The sequence below is a fragment of the Stenotrophomonas sp. 610A2 genome (assembly GCF_030549615.1).
GTDB lineage: Bacteria > Pseudomonadota > Gammaproteobacteria > Xanthomonadales > Xanthomonadaceae > Stenotrophomonas > Stenotrophomonas pigmentata.
On record NZ_CP130832.1, the window covers coordinates 1,951,723 to 1,970,171 of the forward strand.

Annotated in this window: 20 protein-coding genes; 16 read left to right on the plus strand and 4 right to left on the minus strand. The window is 64.1% G+C overall.

What is annotated here, in order from left to right; all coding sequences use genetic code 11:
* Positions 1–100 precede the first annotated feature (100 nt).
* Positions 101–727 (plus strand): DUF47 domain-containing protein, encoded by a 627-nt coding sequence (locus Q5Z11_RS08900; protein WP_057628278.1) that lies wholly within the window; start codon positions 101–103, stop codon positions 725–727.
* A 12-nt stretch (positions 728–739) separates the two neighbouring features.
* Positions 740–1,861 carry an inorganic phosphate transporter gene (locus Q5Z11_RS08905; protein WP_303749655.1) on the plus strand — a complete coding sequence of 374 codons (1,122 nt, stop codon included), beginning with the start codon at positions 740–742 and terminating at the stop codon, positions 1,859–1,861.
* A gap of 261 nt (positions 1,862–2,122) precedes the next feature.
* On the opposite strand, the gene parE is transcribed toward Q5Z11_RS08905, so the two are convergent.
* Positions 2,123–4,012: a DNA topoisomerase IV subunit B gene (parE, locus tag Q5Z11_RS08910; RefSeq protein WP_282273023.1), complete on the minus strand. Its 1,890-nt coding sequence runs from the start codon at positions 4,010–4,012 to the stop codon at positions 2,123–2,125.
* Positions 4,013–4,169: 157 nt separating this feature from the next.
* On the opposite strand from parE, the gene Q5Z11_RS08915 reads away from it, so the two are divergent.
* From Q5Z11_RS08915 to truD, 7 genes are all read left to right on the plus strand, one after another.
* A complete protein-coding gene (locus tag Q5Z11_RS08915) occupies positions 4,170–4,421 on the plus strand; it encodes a hypothetical protein (RefSeq protein ID WP_303749656.1) in 252 nt (83 codons plus the stop codon).
* Positions 4,422–4,550: 129 nt separating this feature from the next.
* Positions 4,551–6,215 (plus strand): CTP synthase, encoded by a 1,665-nt coding sequence (locus Q5Z11_RS08920; RefSeq protein WP_303749657.1) that lies wholly within the window; start codon positions 4,551–4,553, stop codon positions 6,213–6,215.
* A 350-nt stretch (positions 6,216–6,565) separates the two neighbouring features.
* Positions 6,566–7,858: a phosphopyruvate hydratase gene (eno, locus tag Q5Z11_RS08925; RefSeq protein ID WP_282271948.1), complete on the plus strand. Its 1,293-nt coding sequence runs from the start codon at positions 6,566–6,568 to the stop codon at positions 7,856–7,858.
* A 5-nt stretch (positions 7,859–7,863) separates the two neighbouring features.
* A complete protein-coding gene (ftsB, locus tag Q5Z11_RS08930) occupies positions 7,864–8,235 on the plus strand; it encodes a cell division protein FtsB (protein ID WP_303749658.1) in 372 nt (123 codons plus the stop codon).
* A complete protein-coding gene (ispD, locus tag Q5Z11_RS08935; protein ID WP_405051666.1) occupies positions 8,232–8,930 on the plus strand; it encodes a 2-C-methyl-D-erythritol 4-phosphate cytidylyltransferase in 699 nt (232 codons plus the stop codon). The genes ftsB and ispD overlap by 4 nt, the downstream gene beginning before the upstream one ends.
* 45 nt (positions 8,931–8,975) lie before the next feature.
* Positions 8,976–9,476, plus strand: coding sequence for a 2-C-methyl-D-erythritol 2,4-cyclodiphosphate synthase (gene ispF, locus Q5Z11_RS08940; RefSeq protein ID WP_303749659.1), 501 nt, complete (start codon positions 8,976–8,978; stop codon positions 9,474–9,476).
* Positions 9,473–10,564, plus strand: a complete 1,092-nt coding sequence (gene truD, locus Q5Z11_RS08945; protein WP_303749660.1) for a tRNA pseudouridine(13) synthase TruD — start codon at positions 9,473–9,475, stop codon at positions 10,562–10,564. The genes ispF and truD overlap by 4 nt, the downstream gene beginning before the upstream one ends.
* Before the next feature lie 182 nt (positions 10,565–10,746).
* Here the strand turns inward: truD and Q5Z11_RS08950 are convergent, their stop codons facing one another.
* Positions 10,747–11,286, minus strand: coding sequence for a Smr/MutS family protein (locus tag Q5Z11_RS08950; RefSeq protein WP_303749661.1), 540 nt, complete (start codon positions 11,284–11,286; stop codon positions 10,747–10,749).
* Between the two features lie 181 nt (positions 11,287–11,467).
* Here Q5Z11_RS08950 and surE point away from each other — a divergent pair, with 181 nt between their 5' ends.
* The 5 genes from surE to Q5Z11_RS08975 all read left to right on the plus strand — a co-directional run bounded on the left by surE (position 11,468) and on the right by Q5Z11_RS08975 (position 14,687).
* Positions 11,468–12,247 (plus strand): 5'/3'-nucleotidase SurE, encoded by a 780-nt coding sequence (surE, locus tag Q5Z11_RS08955; protein WP_303749662.1) that lies wholly within the window; start codon positions 11,468–11,470, stop codon positions 12,245–12,247.
* Positions 12,244–12,921: a protein-L-isoaspartate(D-aspartate) O-methyltransferase gene (locus tag Q5Z11_RS08960; protein ID WP_303749663.1), complete on the plus strand. Its 678-nt coding sequence runs from the start codon at positions 12,244–12,246 to the stop codon at positions 12,919–12,921. Before surE ends, Q5Z11_RS08960 begins: the two co-directional genes overlap by 4 nt.
* A gap of 19 nt (positions 12,922–12,940) precedes the next feature.
* Entirely contained in the window at positions 12,941–13,555 is a 615-nt protein-coding gene (locus Q5Z11_RS08965) for a YqaA family protein (RefSeq protein ID WP_303749664.1), read from the plus strand.
* Positions 13,552–14,331, plus strand: coding sequence for a peptidoglycan DD-metalloendopeptidase family protein (locus tag Q5Z11_RS08970; protein WP_303749665.1), 780 nt, complete (start codon positions 13,552–13,554; stop codon positions 14,329–14,331). The genes Q5Z11_RS08965 and Q5Z11_RS08970 overlap by 4 nt, the downstream gene beginning before the upstream one ends.
* A 125-nt stretch (positions 14,332–14,456) precedes the next feature.
* Positions 14,457–14,687 (plus strand): hypothetical protein, encoded by a 231-nt coding sequence (locus Q5Z11_RS08975; protein ID WP_303749666.1) that lies wholly within the window; start codon positions 14,457–14,459, stop codon positions 14,685–14,687.
* A gap of 295 nt (positions 14,688–14,982) precedes the next feature.
* Here the strand turns inward: Q5Z11_RS08975 and Q5Z11_RS08980 are convergent, their stop codons facing one another.
* A complete protein-coding gene (locus Q5Z11_RS08980) occupies positions 14,983–15,363 on the minus strand; it encodes an Mth938-like domain-containing protein (protein WP_303749667.1) in 381 nt (126 codons plus the stop codon).
* A 16-nt stretch (positions 15,364–15,379) separates the two neighbouring features.
* Positions 15,380–15,685 (minus strand): ribosome assembly RNA-binding protein YhbY, encoded by a 306-nt coding sequence (gene yhbY / locus Q5Z11_RS08985; RefSeq protein ID WP_303749668.1) that lies wholly within the window; start codon positions 15,683–15,685, stop codon positions 15,380–15,382.
* Positions 15,686–15,749: 64 nt separating this feature from the next.
* Between yhbY and rlmE the strand changes: the two genes are divergently transcribed.
* Together rlmE and ftsH are read left to right on the plus strand one after the other, a co-directional pair.
* On the plus strand, positions 15,750–16,382 hold the full coding sequence (rlmE, locus tag Q5Z11_RS08990; RefSeq protein ID WP_303749669.1) for a 23S rRNA (uridine(2552)-2'-O)-methyltransferase RlmE: 633 nt from the start codon (positions 15,750–15,752) through the stop codon (positions 16,380–16,382).
* Positions 16,383–16,440: 58 nt separating this feature from the next.
* Complete coding sequence (gene ftsH, locus Q5Z11_RS08995; protein WP_303749670.1) at positions 16,441–18,366, plus strand: ATP-dependent zinc metalloprotease FtsH; 1,926 nt, start codon at positions 16,441–16,443, stop codon at positions 18,364–18,366.
* Positions 18,367–18,449: the final 83 nt, after the last annotated feature.

Here is an 18,449-nt window from a genome sequence, read left to right on the forward strand (position 1 = left end):
TTTCAGATGTAAAAAAGACGTCAGGAATACCCTGAATGCCATCTAGCCGTCATAATTCGCCCTTGGTGCCGTCCCTCCCGCGACGGCGAATAGGCTCCCCATGTTTTCGTTGCAGACCATCTTTGGCTCCGGCAAGCAGTTCTACACCTACCTCGACGAGGCCGCGCAGGCCGCCTATGACGGTGCCAAGGCACTGCACAGCATGATGCGCGAGGCCGATCGTCAGCCGGCGCTGGATGCGTTCAAACTCGCCCGTCTGCGCGAGCGCGCCGCTTCTGACAAGATCAGCCAGGCGCTGGTTGACAGCTTCATGACCCCGATCGAGCGCGAGGACATCGAAGCGCTGGGTTCGGCGCTGTACAAGATTCCCAAGCAGATCGAGAAGTTCGCCGACCGCTACTCGCTGGCCGTGCAGCACCTGGACCAGATCGACTTCGCCCCGCGCGCAGCGATGCTGGAACAGGCCGCAGGTGTCGTCGTGGAAATGGTCAACGACCTGCGCCACATGAACCTGGACCGCATGACCGCGCTCAACGAGAAGCTGCGTTCGCTGGAGAACGAAGCCGACCGTCTGATGCTGGAGCTGTACCGCGACATCTATTCCGGTCGCCTGGACAACCTGCAGATGTTCCTGCTCAAGGAATTCTTCGAGATCCTGGAAAAGGCCATCGACCGTTGCCGCGAAGCCGGCGTGGTGGCTTACCAGATCGTGCTCAAGAACAGCTGACGGGGACGCTCTATGCTCACCCTCGTCCTGGTGGTGATTCTGGCCGCGCTCGTCTTCGAGTTCATCAACGGCTTCCACGACACCGCCAACTCCATTGCCACCGTGGTGGCAACCAAGGTCCTGTCGCCCGGTTGGGCGGTGATGTTGGCCGCTTTCATGAACCTGATCGGCGCGCTGACCGGCACCGCCGTCGCGCTGACCATCGCCAATGGCCTGCTCAACACCGATGTGGTCGACGTGACCCCGCAGGTGATCCTGTGCGCGTTGCTTGGCGGCATCGTCTGGAACCTGATCACCTGGTGGAAAGGCCTGCCGTCCTCGTCTTCGCATGCGTTGATCGGCGGCCTGTGCGGCGCCGGTCTGGCAGCCGCGCATAACAACTGGGATGCGCTGATCTGGTCGCAGAACGTCGGCAACTGGGCGCAGAACAAGGGCCTGTTGTGGAAGGTGTTCGTGCCGATGATCACCTCGCCGATCGCCGGCTTCCTGCTCGGTGTTGTGGTGATGTGCCTGTTGTGGGCGATCATTGCCGGCATGGCCCGCGTTGGTGGCGTGCTTGGTCGTCTGGCCCGTCCGCGTTGGGTCAATGCCTTCTTTGGCAAGGCGCAGATCGTGTCGGCGGCGTACATGGGCTTTGCCCACGGCCACAACGATGCGCAGAAGACCATGGGCATCATCGCCATGACCCTGGTCGGCGCCGAGGCAACTGGTGCGCTGAACGACCTGCCGTCGTGGCTGGCCTTCATGCACCCGGATGCCAATGCTGGCAACGGCATTGCCATGTGGATCGTGTTGACCTGTGCGGTGGTTATGGCTGCTGGTACCGCCTCGGGTGGCTGGAAGATCATCAAGACCCTGGGCCACAAGATGGTCAAGCTGCACCCGATCCACGGCTTTGCCGCGGAGACCAGCTCGGCCACCATCCTGACCCTGGCTGCGCACTTTGGCATGCCGGTCTCGACAACCCACAGCATCTCCACCGCGATCATGGGCGTCGGCTTCGCCAAGAACCCGCGCTCGCTGCGTCTGGGCGTGATCGAGCGCATCCTGTGGGCCTGGATCCTGACGATTCCGGCGGCAGGTGGCTGTGCTTACCTGATCCTGCGCCTGTTCGAAATGGTGGGTTGGAACTGAGGTTATCGGTTCGCAGTCCGCAAACAAAAACCCGCCAGTGATGGCGGGTTTTTTTTGGGGTGGAGCGGGGTGTTGTTGTGTTGTTTGTAGGAGCGGCGTGAGCCGCGAAGCTCGCACATCATCAGGTGACAAAAGGCCCCTGTCTTGTCGGCAATGCCAGCTTCGCGGCTCACGCCGCTCCCACAAAAAAGAAAATGGCGGCGCGGCCAGCAAAAAGCCCGCCGGTGAGGGCGGGCTTTCGGTGCGGCGAGATTGCTTGGATCAGGCTTCCAGTGAGGCCAGGTCGCCCTTGCTCTCCAGCCAGCCCTTGCGGTCCGGGGCGCGCTTCTTGGCCAGCAGCATGTCCATCAAAGCCGAGGTCTGCTCGCTGTCGTCCACGGTCAGCTGCACAAGGCGGCGCGTATCCGGGTGGATGGTGGATTCGCGCAGCTGCGAGGGGTTCATCTCGCCCAGGCCCTTGAAGCGGGTGACGCTGACCTGGCCGCGGATCTTCTCGCGCTCGATCTTGTCCAGCAGCGAGCGCTTCTCTTCCTCGTCCAGCGCGTAGAACACCTGCTTGCCCACGTCGACGCGGAACAGTGGCGGCATCGCCACGAACACGTGGCCGGCATCCACCAGCGACGGGAAGTGACGCAGGAACAGGGCGGTCAGCAAGGTGGCGATGTGCAGGCCGTCGGAGTCGGCGTCGGCCAGGATCACGATCTTGCCGTAGCGCAGGCCGGACAGGTCGTCCTTGCCCGGGTCACAGCCAATTGCGATGGCCAGGTTGTGCACTTCTTCGGAGGCGAGCACGCTGCCGGAGGCGACTTCCCAGGTGTTCAGGATCTTGCCGCGCAGCGGCAGGATGGCCTGGAAGTCCTTGTCGCGGGCCTGCTTGGCGCTGCCGCCTGCGGAGTCACCTTCCACCAGGAACAGCTCGGTGCGCGACAGGTCCTGGCTGATGCAGTCGGCCAGCTTGCCGGGCAGGGCCGGGCCCTGGGTGACCTTCTTGCGGGTGACCAGTTTTTCGGTCTTCAGGCGTGCGCTGGCGCGTTCGATGGCGATCTGCGCGATCTTCTCGCCCAGTTCCACGTTCTGGTTCAGCAGCAGGCTGAAGGCGTCGTGGGCGGCGCCTTCGACAAAGCCGGCGGCCTGGCGCGAGGACAGGCGTTCCTTGGTCTGGCCGCTGAACTGCGGATCGGTCATCTTCAGCGACAGCACGAAGGAGACGCGGTCCCAGACATCTTCCGGGGCCAGCTTGACGCCGCGCGGCAGCAGGTTGCGGAAGTCGCAGAACTCGCGCAGCGCCTCGGTCAGGCCGGTGCGCAGACCGTTGGCATGGGTGCCGTGCTGGGCGGTCGGGATCAGGTTGACGTAGCTTTCCTGCACCAGCTCGCCTTCCGGCAGCCAGGCCACGGCCCAGTCAACGATCTCGGTTTCCTTCTTCAGCGAGCCGGCAAACAGGTCGGCCGGCAGCATTTCACGCTCGCCCAGCTCGGCCTTCAGGTAGTCGCGCAGGCCGTCTTCGTAATACCAGGTGTCGACTTCACCGGTGGCTTCGTCGGTCAGCTTCACGGTCAGGCCCGGGCACAGCACGGCCTTGGCGCGCAGCAGGTGACGCAGGGCGCGCACGTTGAACTTGGGCGTGTCGAAGTACTTGGGGTCGGCCCAGAAGCGCACACGGGTGCCGGTGTTTTTCTTGCCGACGCTGCCGACCACTTCCAGCGGGCTGGCGCGGTCGCCATCGCGGAAGGTGATGCGGTGCTCGCTGCCGTCGCGGCGGATGTGGATCTCCACCAGCGTGGACAGGGCGTTGACCACCGATACGCCGACGCCGTGGAGACCGCCGGAGAAGGTGTAGTTGCGGTTGTTGAACTTGCCGCCGGCATGCAGCCTGGTCAGGATCAGTTCGACGCCGGGGATCTTTTCTTCCGGGTGGATGTCCACCGGCATGCCGCGGCCGTCATCGCTGACTTCGCAGCTGCCATCCTTGAACAGGGTGACTTCCACGGTCTTGGCGTGGCCGGCCAGGGCCTCGTCGACCGAGTTGTCGATCACTTCCTGCGCCAGATGGTTCGGGCGGGCAGTGTCGGTATACATGCCAGGACGGCGTTTGACCGGGTCCAGGCCAGAGAGGACTTCGATGTCAGCGGCGTTGTAACGGGCGTTCATGGATCTCGGTAGGGCGCAAATCGACGTGGGAGTGTGCGGTCTGGCGGCGATTTTTGCACGCAGGGCATTCAGGGCCGGGGCAGCTGCAACGAGGTATCCTGTATCCGGTTCCAAAAAGGCCCGCCATTCCAGGCGGGGCAAGCCGAGGAGGTTTTGGATGAAAACATCAAAATTGCTGGCCCTGGGTGTTGTTGTCGCTGCGGTTGCCGCCGTTCCCTTCGTGATGGCGCAAAGCGCTGACAAGGGCAAGGCTGCTGAGGCCGCACAGGCTGCCCCGGTCGACAAGGCGCAGAGCGATGCCGAGCAGAAGGCCAAGCGCCGCGCTGCCGCCGCTGCCCAGGACAAGGCCAAGGCTGACCAGCCGGCGCCGCGTGAAGAAGAGGAAGAGGAAGCCCGTCGCCGTCGCTGACGCGGTTTTCCTGAGTTTCAAGGACGCCCCGGCGCAGGTCGGGGCGTCTTTTTTTTAATCCGCCGCATCCAGTGCTTGGGTGTTTTGGCGACAACCTTTAAACTAGGGCTTTCCGGGAGGCAGTGAGCCGTGACCCCCCTTATTTTTGTTACCGGTGGTGTGGTGTCCTCGCTTGGCAAGGGCATTGCAGCCGCGTCTCTGGCCTCGATTCTCGAGGCGCGTGGCCTGAAGGTCACCATGATGAAGCTGGATCCGTACATCAACGTCGATCCAGGCACGATGAGCCCCTTCCAGCATGGCGAGGTCTATGTCACCGACGACGGTGCCGAGACCGACCTCGACCTGGGCCATTACGAGCGTTTCGTACATAACCGCCTGAGCCGGAAGAATTCGGTGACTACCGGGCGCATCTACGAGAACGTGATCCGCAAGGAGCGCCGTGGTGATTACCTGGGCGCGACCGTGCAGGTCATTCCGCATATCACCGACGAAATCCGTCGTTGCATCGACGAGGCCACCGAAGGCTTCGACGTGGCGCTGGTGGAAATCGGCGGTACCGTCGGCGACATCGAGTCGCTGCCGTTCCTGGAGGCTATCCGCCAGGTGCGTACCGAGCGTGGTCCGGAGAAGGCGCTGTTCATGCACCTCACCCTGGTCCCGTACATCGGTGCCGCCGGTGAGCTGAAGACCAAGCCGACCCAGCACTCGGTCAAGGAGCTGCGCTCGATTGGCATCCAGCCGGACGTGCTGCTATGCCGTTCCGAGCAGGCGATTCCGGATTCGGAGCGCCGCAAGATTTCGCTGTTCACCAACGTTTCCGAGCGCGCTGTGATCAGCGTGCCGGACGTGGAGGTCCTGTACCGCGTGCCGATGGGCCTGCATGCGCAGGGTCTGGACGAGATCGTGGTCAACCAGCTCAAGCTGGGCGACAAGGCCGGTCCGGCCGATCTGTCCGAGTGGGAGGCAGTGCTGGATGCCGCGTTGCATCCGCTGGACGAAGTCACCATCGCCGTGGTCGGCAAGTACGTCGACCATCAGGATGCGTACAAGTCGGTAGGCGAGGCGCTCAAGCACGGCGGCCTGCGCCAGCGCACCAAGGTCAACCTGAAGTGGCTGGAAGCGCAGGAGCTGGAAGAATCCGGCCTGTCCGCACTGGAAGGCGTGGACGGCATCCTGGTGCCGGGCGGCTTCGGTGATCGCGGTTTCGAAGGCAAGGTGCTGACCTCGCAGTACGCCCGCGAGCAGAAGCTGCCGTACTTCGGCATCTGCTACGGCATGCAGGCGGCGGTGGTCGATTTCGCCCGTCACGTGGCTGGCCTGGAAGGTGCCAACAGCACCGAGAACGACCGTCAGTCGCCGAATCCGGTGATCGGTCTGATCACCGAATGGCGTACCGCCACCGGTGAGATCGAGAAGCGCGACGAGAAGTCCGACCTGGGCGGCACCATGCGCCTGGGCCTGCAGGAGCAGCGCCTGAAGCCGGGTACCCTGGCCCGTGAGCTGTACGGCAAGGACGTGGTGGCCGAGCGTCACCGCCACCGTTACGAGTTCAACAACCGCTATCGCACCCAGTTGGAAGACGCGGGTCTGGTGATCGCCGGCAAGTCGATGGATGACACGCTGGTGGAAGTGGTTGAACTGCCGCGCGACCAGCACCCGTGGTTCCTGGCCTGCCAGGCCCATCCGGAGTTCCTGTCCACCCCGCGTGGCGGCCACCCGCTGTTCATCGGCTTCATCCGCGCCGCGCGCGAGAAGAAGGCCGGCGGCAAGCTGCTGCAGGAAGCCCGCGCCTGAAGCGGGCGCCCTGTAGTGCCGAGCCATGCTCGGCAAGGGGCCTTCCCAGGGTAACGAACAGGTAGTGCCGAGCCATGCTCGGCAAGGGGCCTTCCCAGGGTAAGGAACAGGTAGTGCCGAGCCATGCTCGGCAGAGGCTTTACCGGTAATGCCCCATGCCGAGCATGGCTCGGCACCACAGGAGGCATCAAACAAGGCCCGCCCAGTGCGGGCCTTGTGCGTTTCAGCGGCCCGCGCCGCTTTCAGGCGAAAGCAACGGCCGCGCCAGCCTGCGCTTCGTTTAAACTCCGGGCTGGTTTTTGTGTTTCCCGTCGATAACAGACTCTCCTGAACGAGCCTAGCCCCCAGACATGACCAATATCGCCAAGATCCACGCCCGTGAAATCCTCGACAGCCGTGGCAACCCCACGCTGGAAGCCGAAGTCACCCTGGCCGACGGCTCATTCGGCCGCGCCGCCGTCCCGTCCGGCGCTTCGACCGGCACCAAGGAGGCCGTGGAACTGCGCGATGGCGACAAGACCCGTTACCTGGGCAAGGGCGTGCGCAATGCCGTGGGCAACATCAACGGCGCCATCGCCACTGCACTGGCCGGCTTCAATGCCGAAGACCAGGAAGGCCTGGACCGCCGCCTGATCGATCTGGACGGCACCGAGAACAAGGGCCGCCTGGGTGCCAATGCGCTGCTCGGCGTCTCGATGGCTGCCGCCCACGCGGTCGCCGCCTCGAAGAAGCAGGCGCTGTGGCAGTACCTGGCTGCCAAGACTGGTGCCACCCCGTCGCTGCCGGTGCCGATGATGAACATCATCAACGGTGGTGCGCATGCCGATAACAACGTCGACTTCCAGGAATTCATGGTGCTGCCGGTCGGCTTCAGCTCGTTCAGCGAATCGCTGCGCGCTGGTACCGAAATCTTCCACGCGCTGAAGTCGGTGCTGAAGGGCCACGGCCTGAGCACGGCGGTCGGCGACGAAGGCGGCTTCGCGCCGGACTTCCGTAGCAACGTCGAGGCGCTGGACACCATTCTGGAAGCCATCGGCAAGGCCGGTTACACGGCTGGCGAAGACATCCTGCTGGGCCTGGACGTCGCTTCCAGCGAGTTCTACGAGAACGGCAAGTACAACCTGGTCGGCGAGAACAAGCGCCTGACCTCCGAGCAGTTCGTCGACTTCCTGGCGGACTGGAGCGCGCAGTACCCGATCATCAGCATCGAAGACGGCCTGGCCGAGAACGACTGGGCCGGTTGGAAGCTGCTGACCCAGCGCGTTGGCAACAAGGTGCAGCTGGTGGGCGACGATCTGTTCGTCACCAACCCGAAGATCTTCGCCGAAGGCATCGAGTCGGGCACCGCCAACGCCATCCTGATCAAGGTCAACCAGATTGGCACCCTGACCGAGACTCTGGAAGCGATCGCCATGGCCGACAAGGCTGGTTACGCGGCCATCGTCTCGCACCGTTCGGGCGAAACCGAAGACACCACCATCGCCGACATCGCCGTGGCCACCACCGCCACCCAGATCAAGACCGGCTCGCTGTGCCGCAGCGATCGCGTGGCCAAGTACAACCAGTTGCTGCGCATCGAGGAAGCCCTCGGCAGCGGCGCACGCTATGCCGGCCGTGATGCGTTTGTCTCGCTTAAGCGCTGATCGTCATGCGTAATTGGCGCTGGCTGCTGCTGGTGCTGGCGGTACTGCTGGGATTGCTGCAGTACCGCTTCTGGTTTGGCCAGGGCAACTCGGGCGAAGTGATGATGCTTGAGGCGCAGGTTGCCAACCAGAAGCGTGACAATGACGGTCTGCAGCAGCGTAATGATTCCCTGGCGGCGGAAGTCCAGGACCTCAAGGATGGCGAGGCTGCCATCGAAGAGCGTGCGCGCAGCGAACTGGGCATGATCAAGCCGGGCGAAAAGTTCTATCGGGTTGTCGAGGACGCCCCGGTAGCTGCTCCCGTGGCGCCGGCAGCTGCCGCAGCGCCCGCGGCAGGGCAGGGCGACCCGCAATCGCCGCCGGAGAACATTCCGTGATCGTGCAGGCCTGGGCGGTTGTTCCTGCGGCCGGGCGCGGTGCGCGTTTTGGCGGACCGGTGCCAAAGCAGTATCTGTTGGCGGACGGCGAGCCCCTGCTCGCGCATGCGCTGCAGTCGCTGCTCGCGCATCCCGGCGTCGCCGGGGTGATGGTGGCCATCGCCGAGAACGATGCCGACTGGCCGGGCTGGACCTCGTTCGCCGATAAGCCGGTGCTGACCTGCGTGGGAGGAGAGACCCGCGCGGCGTCGGTATTGGCCGGCCTGCAGGCGCTGCCGGACAGCGTGCGCGCCGATGATTTCGTGCTGGTCCATGACGCAGCGCGGCCGAATCTGGACGCGGCTGACCTGAGTCGCCTGCTGGAAGTGGGGCGTGCCGACCCGGTCGGCGGCATTCTCGCCGCACCGGTGCGCGACACGCTCAAGCGTGCTGGCGACGACGGCGGCATTGATGGCACCGAGCCGCGCGAGCGCCTGTGGCGCGCGCTTACCCCGCAGATGTTCCGTCGCCATCAGCTGACCCGTGCGCTGTTTGATGCCGCCGCTGCTGGCGTTGATGTGACCGACGAGGCCATGGCGATGGAGCGGCAGGGTGTACGTCCGTTGCTGATCGAAGGCGCGGAAAGCAATTTCAAGGTCACCACCCCGGCCGATCTGGCCCGTTTCGAATTCGAGCTGTCGCGGCGCGGCAGCTGATCCCTTGCCGGCGCGTTGGCGTCGGCTCTGCCAAGAAGTATTGCCATGAACTCTTCTGTTTCCTTCCCTCCCATCCGTATCGGCCAAGGCTATGACGTGCATGCCTTCGGTGAGGGCGACCACATCATGCTCGCCGGCGTACGCGTGCCGCACAGCCGTGGCGTGCTCGCGCACAGCGATGGCGATGTCGCCCTGCATGCGCTGTGCGATGCCATGCTTGGCGCGCTGGCGCTGGGTGATATCGGCGTGCATTTCCCGCCATCGGATGAGCGCTGGAAGGGCGCGGACAGCAGTCGCTTCGTCACTCATTGCAATGAGCTGCTGCGCGAGCGCGGCTGGCAGGTCGGCAACGTCGACATCACCGTGATCTGCGAACGGCCCAAGGTCGGCCCGCATGCGCTGGCGATGCGCGAGAAAGTTGCGCAGCTGCTGCAGATCGATCTGGACCGGGTCAGCATCAAGGCCACCACCAGTGAGAAGCTGGGCTTCACCGGCCGAGAGGAAGGCATTGCCGCGCAGGCCGTGGCCTTGTTGGTGGCGGCATGACCGCGTTGCCTTTGGCCTTCGGTGAGCCGGTACTGACGGCTGCGATCCGCAGCGTGCCGGAAGACTTCCAGGTTGATGAAATTCCCGCGTTCGAGGCGACCGGCGAGGGTGAGCACCTGCTGCTCGACATCCGCAAGCGCGGCGCCAATACCGTGGCGATTGCCAAGCAGTTGGCGCAGTGGGCGGGCGTGCCGGAAATGGGCGTCAGCTATGCCGGGCAGAAAGATCGGCATGCGGTGACCACGCAGCGCTTCAGCGTGCACCTGCCCAAGCGGGTGGCGCCGGATCTGGCATTGCTGGAGTCGGACGAGCTGCATGTGCTGGCGTCGACCTGGCATAACCGCAAGCTGCAGCGCGGCGCACTGGCGGGCAACCGCTTCAAGCTGGTGCTGCGTGGTGTGCAAGGTGACAAGGCGGCCATCGAGGAGCGTCTGCAGATTGTCGCCGCGCGCGGCCTGCCGAACTGGTTTGGCGAACAGCGTTTTGGCCGCGACGGCGGCAATGTGCCGGCCGCGCTGCAGATGTTCAACGGCCGCCGGGTGCGCAAGGATCAGCGTTCGATGCTGCTGTCCGCCGCGCGTTCAGCCTTGTTCAACCGTGTGCTCGCCGCGCGCGTTGAGGCGGGCAACTGGGACGCCGCGCTGGAAGGTGAAGTGTGGATGCTGGACGGCAGTCGTTCGGTGTTCGGTCCTGAGTCGATGAGCGAGGTGCTGGCTGAGCGTCTGGCGCGTTTCGATATTCATCCCAGTGCGCCTTTGTGGGGCGTTGGTGAGCTGCGCGCGACCGATGCCGCGCGCGCCTTGGAGGATCAGGCACTGAGCGATGAGCAGGCCTTGGCGCTGCGCGCCGGACTGGAACAGGCCGGGCTCAAGCAGGAGCGTCGTTCGCTGCGTCTCAAGCCCATGCTGATGCAGCACCAATGGCTGGCCGACGACGTGCTGGAAGTGTCGTTCGCGCTGCCGCCGGGCTGCTACGCCACGGCGGTGCTGCACGAACTGGGTGAAGTGACCGACGCCAGTCGCAATGAAATTGCGGGTGCCCCGGCGGCCGAAGCCGAAGCGTCGAGCGAAGAGGGCGCTGCCGACTAAGCGGTCGGCACGTCGTAGCCCGGGTAAGCGCAGCGCACCCGGGAGGCGCGGTCCAATGGTGCTTCACGGTCTCATGCGAACAACCCCGGGTGCGCGCGCTTACCCGGGCTACTGAGGCTGGTGCTCTTCGCCGCTCGAGCGAAACGAGATTGGCTGACGGAGCGGGCGCCTGGACAGCTCGCTCAGCGGTTGGCCAGCAGCACCAGAACCGCGCCGGTGCCGCCCTGGGTCGGCGGCGCTGAATGAAATGCCAGCACGTCATTGCGTTGGCGCAGCATGCGGTCGACCAGGTTCTTCAACACCGGTGCGCCGCCATCCGACTGCAGGCCCTTGCCGTGGATGATGCGCACGCAGCCGTGTTCATGCGCGCGAGCCTCCAGCAGGAACTGGCGCAGCAGGTTCTCGGCCTGGGCAGCGGTGGCGCCGTGCAGGTCCAGTTCGTCCTGTACCGAATACTGGCCACGCTTGAGCCGCTGGAACATCTGCGGTGGCAGGTTGTCACGCCGGTAGCTTGTGTTGTCGCCGGCTTCCAGCGGCTTGCTGGAGCGTAACAGGCGGGCGAATTCGCCCAAAGCCTCGGATTCATCCTGTTCGGCCATGCGCGCACGCGGCTTGGGCCGTGGTTTGCCCGCGGCCGGTGCCTCCACAGGCCGCATCGGCGTTACTTCGCCAATGGCCGAGCGGAACAGTGCGGCGTCATCTTCTTCATCTGGGTGCGACATTCGTACAGCGTAACGTGCGCACAGTCGCAGGCAAGTCCCGTGGCGGTGGAAAGTGCCGCGGCGCATTCCGGTATCATGGCTGCTCAGGTCGGTCCGTCACGGTGATGTACTAACCGGAGGTTCCGGCGATTGCGGCGCTGAGTGGGAGCGTCGCGTGTTGATCCAGTAACCCAGGCCTTTAATGCGCGTACTTGTATCAAATGACGATGGTGTTGACGCCCCCGGCATCAAGATGTTGGCCGAGGAGCTTCGCAACGCCGGACACGAAGTCACCGTGGTGGCGCCGGACCGTGACCGGTCGGGTGCCTCCAACTCACTCACGCTGGATCAACCGGTGCGTCTGCGCCGGATTGACCACTACACCTGTGCGGTGGCGGGTACGCCTACCGACTGCGTGCACCTGGCCCTGACCGGCATGCTCGAATTCGAGCCGGACATCGTGGTGTCGGGTATCAACAATGCCGCCAACCTCGGCGATGACGTGATCTATTCGGGCACGGTGTCGGCGGCGATGGAGGGGCGCCATCTTGGTTTGCCTTCGGTGGCGGTGTCTCTGGTCACGCACAAGCACGAAGCCAAGAACTTCGTTACCGCGGCACGCGCCGCGGTGGAGATCGTGTCCCGGCTTATCGCTGATCCATTGCCGGCCGACACCATCCTCAACGTCAACGTTCCGGACCTGCCCTGGGAGCAGATCCGCGGCTTCGAGGTCACTCGGCTTGGCAACCGTCACCGCGCCGAAGCCTGTGTGCCGGCGACCGATCCACGCGGCAATACCGTGTACTGGATCGGCCCGGCTGGCAGCGAGCAGGACGCCGGACCCGGTACCGACTTCCACGCTGTGCGCACCGGGTATATCTCGATCACCCCGATCCAGGTCGACCTGACCCGCTATTCGGCCCTGGAAAAGGTCGCCAGCTGGGTGGGTGGGCTGACCGAAACCCTGGGGAAGCCTGAATGACGCCGCGTCTGCGCCTGCAGCCGGAGGCCGTGGGTATCGGCATGACCTCGCAGCGGGTGCGCGACCGTCTGGTTGATCGCCTTCGCGAAGTGGGCATCGCCGATGAGGCCACGCTCAATGCCGTACGCGTCGTGCCACGGCATCTGTTCATTGACGAGGCGTTGGCGTCTCGTGCCTACGAAGACACCGCACTGCCCATCGGCCATGGCCAGACCATCTCCCAGCCCTGGGTCGTGGCGCGGATGACCGAAGTGGTGCTGGCTGTCGCACCGAAGAAGGTGCTGGAAGTCGGCACCGGCTCGGGCTACCAGGCCGCCATCCTCGGCGCGCTGGGTCTTGAGGTGTTTACCGTCGAACGCATCGGCGACCTGCTGCGGCAGGCGCGCAAGCGCTTCCGGCATCTCGGCATGAACATCCGCACCAAACATGACGACGGCCGCATCGGCTGGCCCGAGCACGGCCCGTACGATGCGATCGTTGTGACGGCCGCCGCACCGGCGCTGGTGGATGCATTGATCGATCAATTGGCTGTCGGCGGCCGACTGGTGGCCCCGGTTGGCGGCCCCGGCGGACAGGTGCTGTTGCAACTGACCCGGCAAGCCGATGGCACCATTGCCCAGGAAGAGCTGGCACCGGTGAGTTTCGTGCCGTTGTTGCCGGGCATGCTGGACTGAGAACAGGACTACTCACTGAATGAAGATTTTCGGGCCGTTGTACGACCGCGCCATGGTCTGGGCTGCCAATGAGCGCGCACCTACCTATCTGACTGTCCTGAGCTTCATCGAGGCGATCATCTTCCCGGTGATGCCGGAAGTGATGCTGATGCCGATGTGCGTGGCGCAGCCGCGAAAGGGCTGGCGCTTTGCGACCCTGAGCCTGATTGGCTCGATGGCCGGCGCGATGGTGGGTTATGCGCTGGGCCACTACGCCTTCGAGGTGATCAAGCCGCTGTTCGAGGCGATGGGCATGCTGCCCGCGATCGAAAGCGGCATCGCGACGCTGCAGGCCAAGATGGCAGAGTCGCCATGGGCGGTGTTTACCTTCCTGGTGCTGGGCGGTTTCATGCCGATCCCGATGAAGGTCTTCACATGGGCCTCGGGTATCGTCGGCGTGCCGCTGCCGCAGTATGTGCTGAGCATGCTGGTCGGCCGTGGTAAGCGGGTTTATTTGTTGGCGGCGGTGATCCGCTTCGGCGGCGCGCAGGCGGCTGAACGGTTGAGGCGCTGGATTGAGCCACTGGGCTGGATTGCCACCGCATTGGTGGTGGGCCTGGTGGCGTGGCTGGTCTGGAGGGCTAAATTCGCATGAATGCATTGATGTTGGGCAAGGGCTTGGGCAGGGCGCTGGCCGTTCTGGCGGTGGTCTCGTTGGCGGCCTGCGGCACTGCCACGGTGGTGAAGCCCTCGGGCGGCAGCTCGGGTTCGACCACCTCGACCGTCCCGCGCACCTCCGTGGCCAAGCCGGGGCAGACGGCCATCGTGCGCCGTGGCGATACGTTGTTCGGCATCGCCCGGATCAACAACATCACGCCGCGTGATCTCGCAGCCTGGAATGGCCTATCCGAGCCGTACACCATCTATCCGGGACAGGCGCTGCGTCTGTATCCCGGCGGCGCAACGGCCAGCCGGCCGCCGGCAAGCAGTGGTTCAACGACGACGGCGACCCGCCCGGCAACCCCGCCGCCGGCGGCGACGCCTACGCCGGTCAATAGCGGCATCGCCTGGCGCTGGCCGGCCGAGGGTGCGCTGGTCGGCCGTTTCGTGGCCGGTGAGGCGACCAAGCAGGGCGTGGACATCGCTGGCAGCAGCGGTCAGGCGGTACGTGCCGCGGGCCCCGGTGTGGTGGTGTATTCCGGCGCTGGCCTGGTTGGCTATGGTGAGCTGATCATCATCAAGCACAACGACCAATGGCTGTCGGCCTACGGCCATAACCGCAAACGCCTGGTCAACGAAGGCCAGAGCGTCAAGGCAGGCGACCAGATCGCCGAGATGGGCCGCACCGGCACCTCACGCGACATGTTGCACTTCGAGATCCGTTACAACGGCAAGCCGGTAGATCCGCTGGTTTACCTGCCGAACCGCTGAGTGCTCGCGGTCCCGCCCTGATCATTGAGCGGGACCTGCAGCAGATAGGCTGCGCCAACTAATCCTGGTGGGGGCAGGATTGCCGGGGTATCGCGACAGCATCCACGTTTTGAGAGGGAGAGCGTATGCAGAAGTCGAAGTACTGGTTCCAGGCCGCAAGTAACGGGCAGGGTTGGAGCTGGCCGCTGGCCTGGCAGGGGTGGGTGGTATATGCGCTGGTGGCGGTGCTGTTGCCGGCGGCTTTTCTGTTGTTTCCGCCTACGATCAGCCCGGTCGCGTTTGCCGGTTTTCACGCTTGCGTGGCCCTGACGATGCTGCTGGTGTGCTGGCTGAAGGGTGAGCCGTTGGCTCGCTAGATCGCAACTCCTGTAGTGCCGAGCCATGCTCGGCAGCGGCTTTTCCGGTGATGCGCCAGCACGCGCCGGACTTGTGGGAGCGGTGTAAGCCGCGAAGCTGATGAACCATCTGATGCATTGCCTGTAAGGCCCTTGCCGAGCATGGCTCGGCACTACAGGGAGGCTTTCGGCCTCGCCAGCAGGTGCTGCGGATCAGGCGTTGTTGGGATTGCCGACGGCCTGCACGCTGACTGATCGTCAGCTTCGCGGCTTACGCCGCTCCTACAAAAATGCGCCGGTGCGGCGTGGCTGGGCGCTACGGGGCGCTTTCCAGAATGATGGCCATCACCACGCGGCGGTTTTCACCGGCCAGCACGTTGTAGGTGCGCGCGGCCGAGGCGTTGTTCATCACCTCGATGCCGATGCCGCGGGTCAGGCAGGCTGCCATGATCGCGGCGGGCGGGAAAATCTGCTTTTCACCCGTGCCAAGGATCACCAGCGCCGGATTCAGTTCCAGTGCTGCGTCCAGGTCTTCGGCACGCAACTCGGCCACCGAGGCAACCGGCCAGTCTTCAATCAAGCTGTTCGGCGCAAGGATGAAACTGCGGTTCAGTGCGCGGTCGTTCACCTGCGCATTGCGACCATCGGCCGAGCGCAGGGAGTAGATGTAATCAGGAAGCTCGCGACTGAACTGCATGGGTATTCCTCGGCTATCAGCCGCGCGGCAGCACGATCTGGCGCTTTTCCTTGGCCGGGCGATACAGCACGGCGACATGACCGATGCGCTGCACCAGGGCAGCACCGCTGGCCTGGATCAGTTCCTCGATCAGGGTGTCGCGGGCTTCGCGGTCTTCTGCAGCAACCTTTACCTTGACCAGCTCATGGCGCTCCAGCACCTCGTCCAGCTCGGCCAAAAAGGCCGGAGTGACCCCTTTGCCACCGATCTGCAGCAGTGCTTTCAGGTCGTGCGCAATGCCGCGCAGGAATCGGTTCTGGGCCGAGGTCAGGACGATGGACATGCAGGACTACAGGTAATCAAGGGGGTTCAGGGTATCATGACCACCCCTGTGAGCCCCATTGCCAATGCCTTCCCGTAGCAAAAGTAGCCAGCGCTGGCTGAAAGAACACTTCTCCGATCCTTTTGTGAAAAAGGCCCAGAAGGAGGGCATGCGCTCGCGCGCGGCCTATAAGCTCGAGGAGCTGCTGGAGCGTGACCGGCTGCTGAAGCCACATATGGTGGTGGTCGACCTGGGCGCTGCACCGGGTGGCTGGTCGCAGCAGGTGCGCAGGCAGATGGGTGACACCGGTCGGGTCCTGGCGCTGGATATCCTGGAGATGCCGCCGCTGGCCGGCGTGGAGTTCCTTCACGGAGACTTCAGGGAAGAAACTGTCCTATCGCAGTTTGAAGCCATGGTTGGCGATCAGCCGGTGGACCTTGTGCTGTCGGATATGGCCCCCAATAAGAGTGGTATGGATGCGGTTGACCAGCCGCGGATGATGCACCTGGCGGAGTTGGCGATGGATTTTGCCGACAACCATCTCAAGCCGGGCGGGGCGTTCCTGATCAAGTTGTTCCAGGGCGTCGGCTTTGATGACTACGTGCGTGAACTGCGTCGTCGTTATGAAAAAGTCGCCATTCGCAAGCCTGATGCTTCGCGCAAGCGTTCACCTGAGGTTTATGCCCTTGGGCAGGGCAAGCGTAGTCAGATGAAGTAAGCTCAACCGTACGACTTATCAGAAATTAGTATCTAGAGGGACACCGGAGCCGATGAGGATGAACGACCTGACCAAGAACCTCCTGTTATGGGTGGTTGTCGCCGTCGTGCTGATGGTGGTGTTCCAGAGCTTTGCGCCACGCAGTGGCGCAGCGGCCGCTGGCGATGCCCGCAATTACACGCAGTTCCTGCAGGAAGTGGATGCAGGACGGATCAAGTCGGTTGAGTACACCGACAAGACCACGCTGACCACCAACCATCTGAGCTTCAAGCGCTCGGACGGCTCCGCTGGTGCGCTGTACGCACCGGCCGACCCGAAGCTGTTGGACCAGCTGTATTCCAAGCAGATTGAAGTGTCCCGCCAGGAACCGGCCGGCCCGAGTTTTTGGGGCATCGTGCTGCAGTTCCTGCCAGTTCTGCTGCTGATCGGCTTCTGGATTTTCATGATGCGCCAGATGCAGGGCGGTGGCGGCGGTGCCAAGGGCGCTATGTCCTTCGGTAAATCGCGCGCCAAGCTGCAGGGCGAGGACCAGATCAAGGTCACTTTCGCTGACGTTGCCGGTTGCGACGAAGCCAAGGAAGAGGTCGGCGAGCTGGTCGAGTTCCTGCGTGATCCATCCAGGTTCACCAAGCTGGGCGGCAAGATTCCGCGCGGCGTGCTGATGGTCGGTCCGCCGGGTACCGGTAAGACCCTGCTGGCCCGTGCCATTGCGGGCGAGGCCAAGGTGCCGTTCTTCGCTATCTCTGGTTCGGACTTCGTCGAAATGTTCGTCGGCGTCGGCGCCAGCCGCGTGCGCGACATGTTCGAGCAGGCCAAGAAGCATGCGCCGTGCATCATCTTCATCGACGAAATCGATGCCGTGGGCCGTCACCGCGGTTCGGGCACCGGCGGTGGTCACGATGAGCGCGAGCAGACCCTGAACCAGATGCTGGTTGAGATGGACGGCTTCGAGGGCGGCGAAGGCGTGATCGTGATCGCTGCCACCAACCGTCCTGACGTGCTGGACAAGGCGCTGCTGCGCCCGGGCCGTTTTGACCGCCAGGTCATGGTCGGCCTGCCGGATATCAAGGGCCGCGAGCAGATCCTTCGCGTGCACCTGCGCAAGGTGCCGGCCGCCGATGACGTGCGTCCGGAAGTGCTGGCACGCGGTACCCCGGGTTTCTCCGGTGCCGATCTGGCCAACCTGATCAATGAAGGCGCCCTGTTTGCGGCTCGTCGCAACAAGCAGGAAGTCGACATGAAGGACTTCGAGGACGCCAAGGACAAGATCTACATGGGTCCTGAGCGCCGCAGCATGGTCATGCGTGAGGAAGAGCGTCGCAATACCGCTTATCACGAGTCTGGCCATGCCGTTGTCGCCATGTCGCTGCCCAAGGCCGACCCGGTGCACAAGGTCACCATCATGCCGCGCGGTTGGGCGCTGGGCCTGACCTGGCAGCTGCCGGAGCACGACCACATCAGCAAGTACAAGGAGCGCATGCTGGAAGAGCTGGCGATCCTGTTCGGCGGCCGCATTGCCGAGGAGATCTTCGTTGGCGAGATGTCGACCGGTGCCTCCAACGACTTCGAGCGCGCTACCAAGCTGGCCCGGGGCATGGTTACCAAGTACGGCATGTCCGATGTGCTGGGCATCATGGTCTACGCCGATGAAGAAGGCGGCTATGGCATGCACAGCAAGACCATTTCCGAGGCTACCCAGCAGAAGGTGGACGCGGAAATCCGTCGCATCCTCGACGAGCAGTACAACGTTGCGTACCGCATCCTGGACGAAAAGCGCGACATCGTCGAAGCGATGACTGCCGCGCTGCTGGACTGGGAAACCATCGACGCCGACCAGGTCAAGGCGATCATGGAAGGCCGCAAGCCTTCGCCGCCTGCAGGTTGGGTGGACAAGGGCGGTAACAACGACCGCGCCGACGATGGCAAGGGTGGCGACGCCCCGCAGCCGGTGACGCCGATCACCGACCCTGCCGGCCAGCACTGAGCAAGTAGCGTCGATGCAACAGAACGGGCCGGTTTTCCGGCCCGTTTTTTATGCGCCGGGCCGTGTGCTGGGCGAGAATGACA

Excerpts from the sequence above, each read along its gene's own strand:
- Q5Z11_RS08970 (WP_303749665.1), top strand. The coding sequence starts at position 13,552 with ATGAATGCATTGATGTTGGGCAAGGGCTTGGGCAGGGCGCTGGCCGTT.
- Q5Z11_RS08975 (WP_303749666.1), top strand. The coding sequence starts at position 14,457 with ATGCAGAAGTCGAAGTACTGGTTCCAGGCCGCAAGTAACGGGCAGGGT.
- Q5Z11_RS08980 (WP_303749667.1), bottom strand. The coding sequence starts at position 15,363 with ATGCAGTTCAGTCGCGAGCTTCCTGATTACATCTACTCCCTGCGCTCG.
- ispF (WP_303749659.1), top strand. The coding sequence starts at position 8,976 with ATGAACTCTTCTGTTTCCTTCCCTCCCATCCGTATCGGCCAAGGCTAT.
- Q5Z11_RS08965 (WP_303749664.1), top strand. The coding sequence starts at position 12,941 with ATGAAGATTTTCGGGCCGTTGTACGACCGCGCCATGGTCTGGGCTGCC.
- yhbY (WP_303749668.1), bottom strand. The coding sequence starts at position 15,685 with ATGTCCATCGTCCTGACCTCGGCCCAGAACCGATTCCTGCGCGGCATT.
- Q5Z11_RS08905 (WP_303749655.1), top strand. The coding sequence starts at position 740 with ATGCTCACCCTCGTCCTGGTGGTGATTCTGGCCGCGCTCGTCTTCGAG.
- Q5Z11_RS08900 (WP_057628278.1), top strand. The coding sequence starts at position 101 with ATGTTTTCGTTGCAGACCATCTTTGGCTCCGGCAAGCAGTTCTACACC.
- eno (WP_282271948.1), top strand. The coding sequence starts at position 6,566 with ATGACCAATATCGCCAAGATCCACGCCCGTGAAATCCTCGACAGCCGT.
- ftsB (WP_303749658.1), top strand. The coding sequence starts at position 7,864 with ATGCGTAATTGGCGCTGGCTGCTGCTGGTGCTGGCGGTACTGCTGGGA.
- ftsH (WP_303749670.1), top strand. The coding sequence starts at position 16,441 with ATGAACGACCTGACCAAGAACCTCCTGTTATGGGTGGTTGTCGCCGTC.
- truD (WP_303749660.1), top strand. The coding sequence starts at position 9,473 with ATGACCGCGTTGCCTTTGGCCTTCGGTGAGCCGGTACTGACGGCTGCG.
- Q5Z11_RS08960 (WP_303749663.1), top strand. The coding sequence starts at position 12,244 with ATGACGCCGCGTCTGCGCCTGCAGCCGGAGGCCGTGGGTATCGGCATG.
- rlmE (WP_303749669.1), top strand. The coding sequence starts at position 15,750 with ATGCCTTCCCGTAGCAAAAGTAGCCAGCGCTGGCTGAAAGAACACTTC.
- surE (WP_303749662.1), top strand. The coding sequence starts at position 11,468 with ATGCGCGTACTTGTATCAAATGACGATGGTGTTGACGCCCCCGGCATC.
- Q5Z11_RS08915 (WP_303749656.1), top strand. The coding sequence starts at position 4,170 with ATGAAAACATCAAAATTGCTGGCCCTGGGTGTTGTTGTCGCTGCGGTT.
- parE (WP_282273023.1), bottom strand. The coding sequence starts at position 4,012 with ATGAACGCCCGTTACAACGCCGCTGACATCGAAGTCCTCTCTGGCCTG.
- Q5Z11_RS08950 (WP_303749661.1), bottom strand. The coding sequence starts at position 11,286 with ATGTCGCACCCAGATGAAGAAGATGACGCCGCACTGTTCCGCTCGGCC.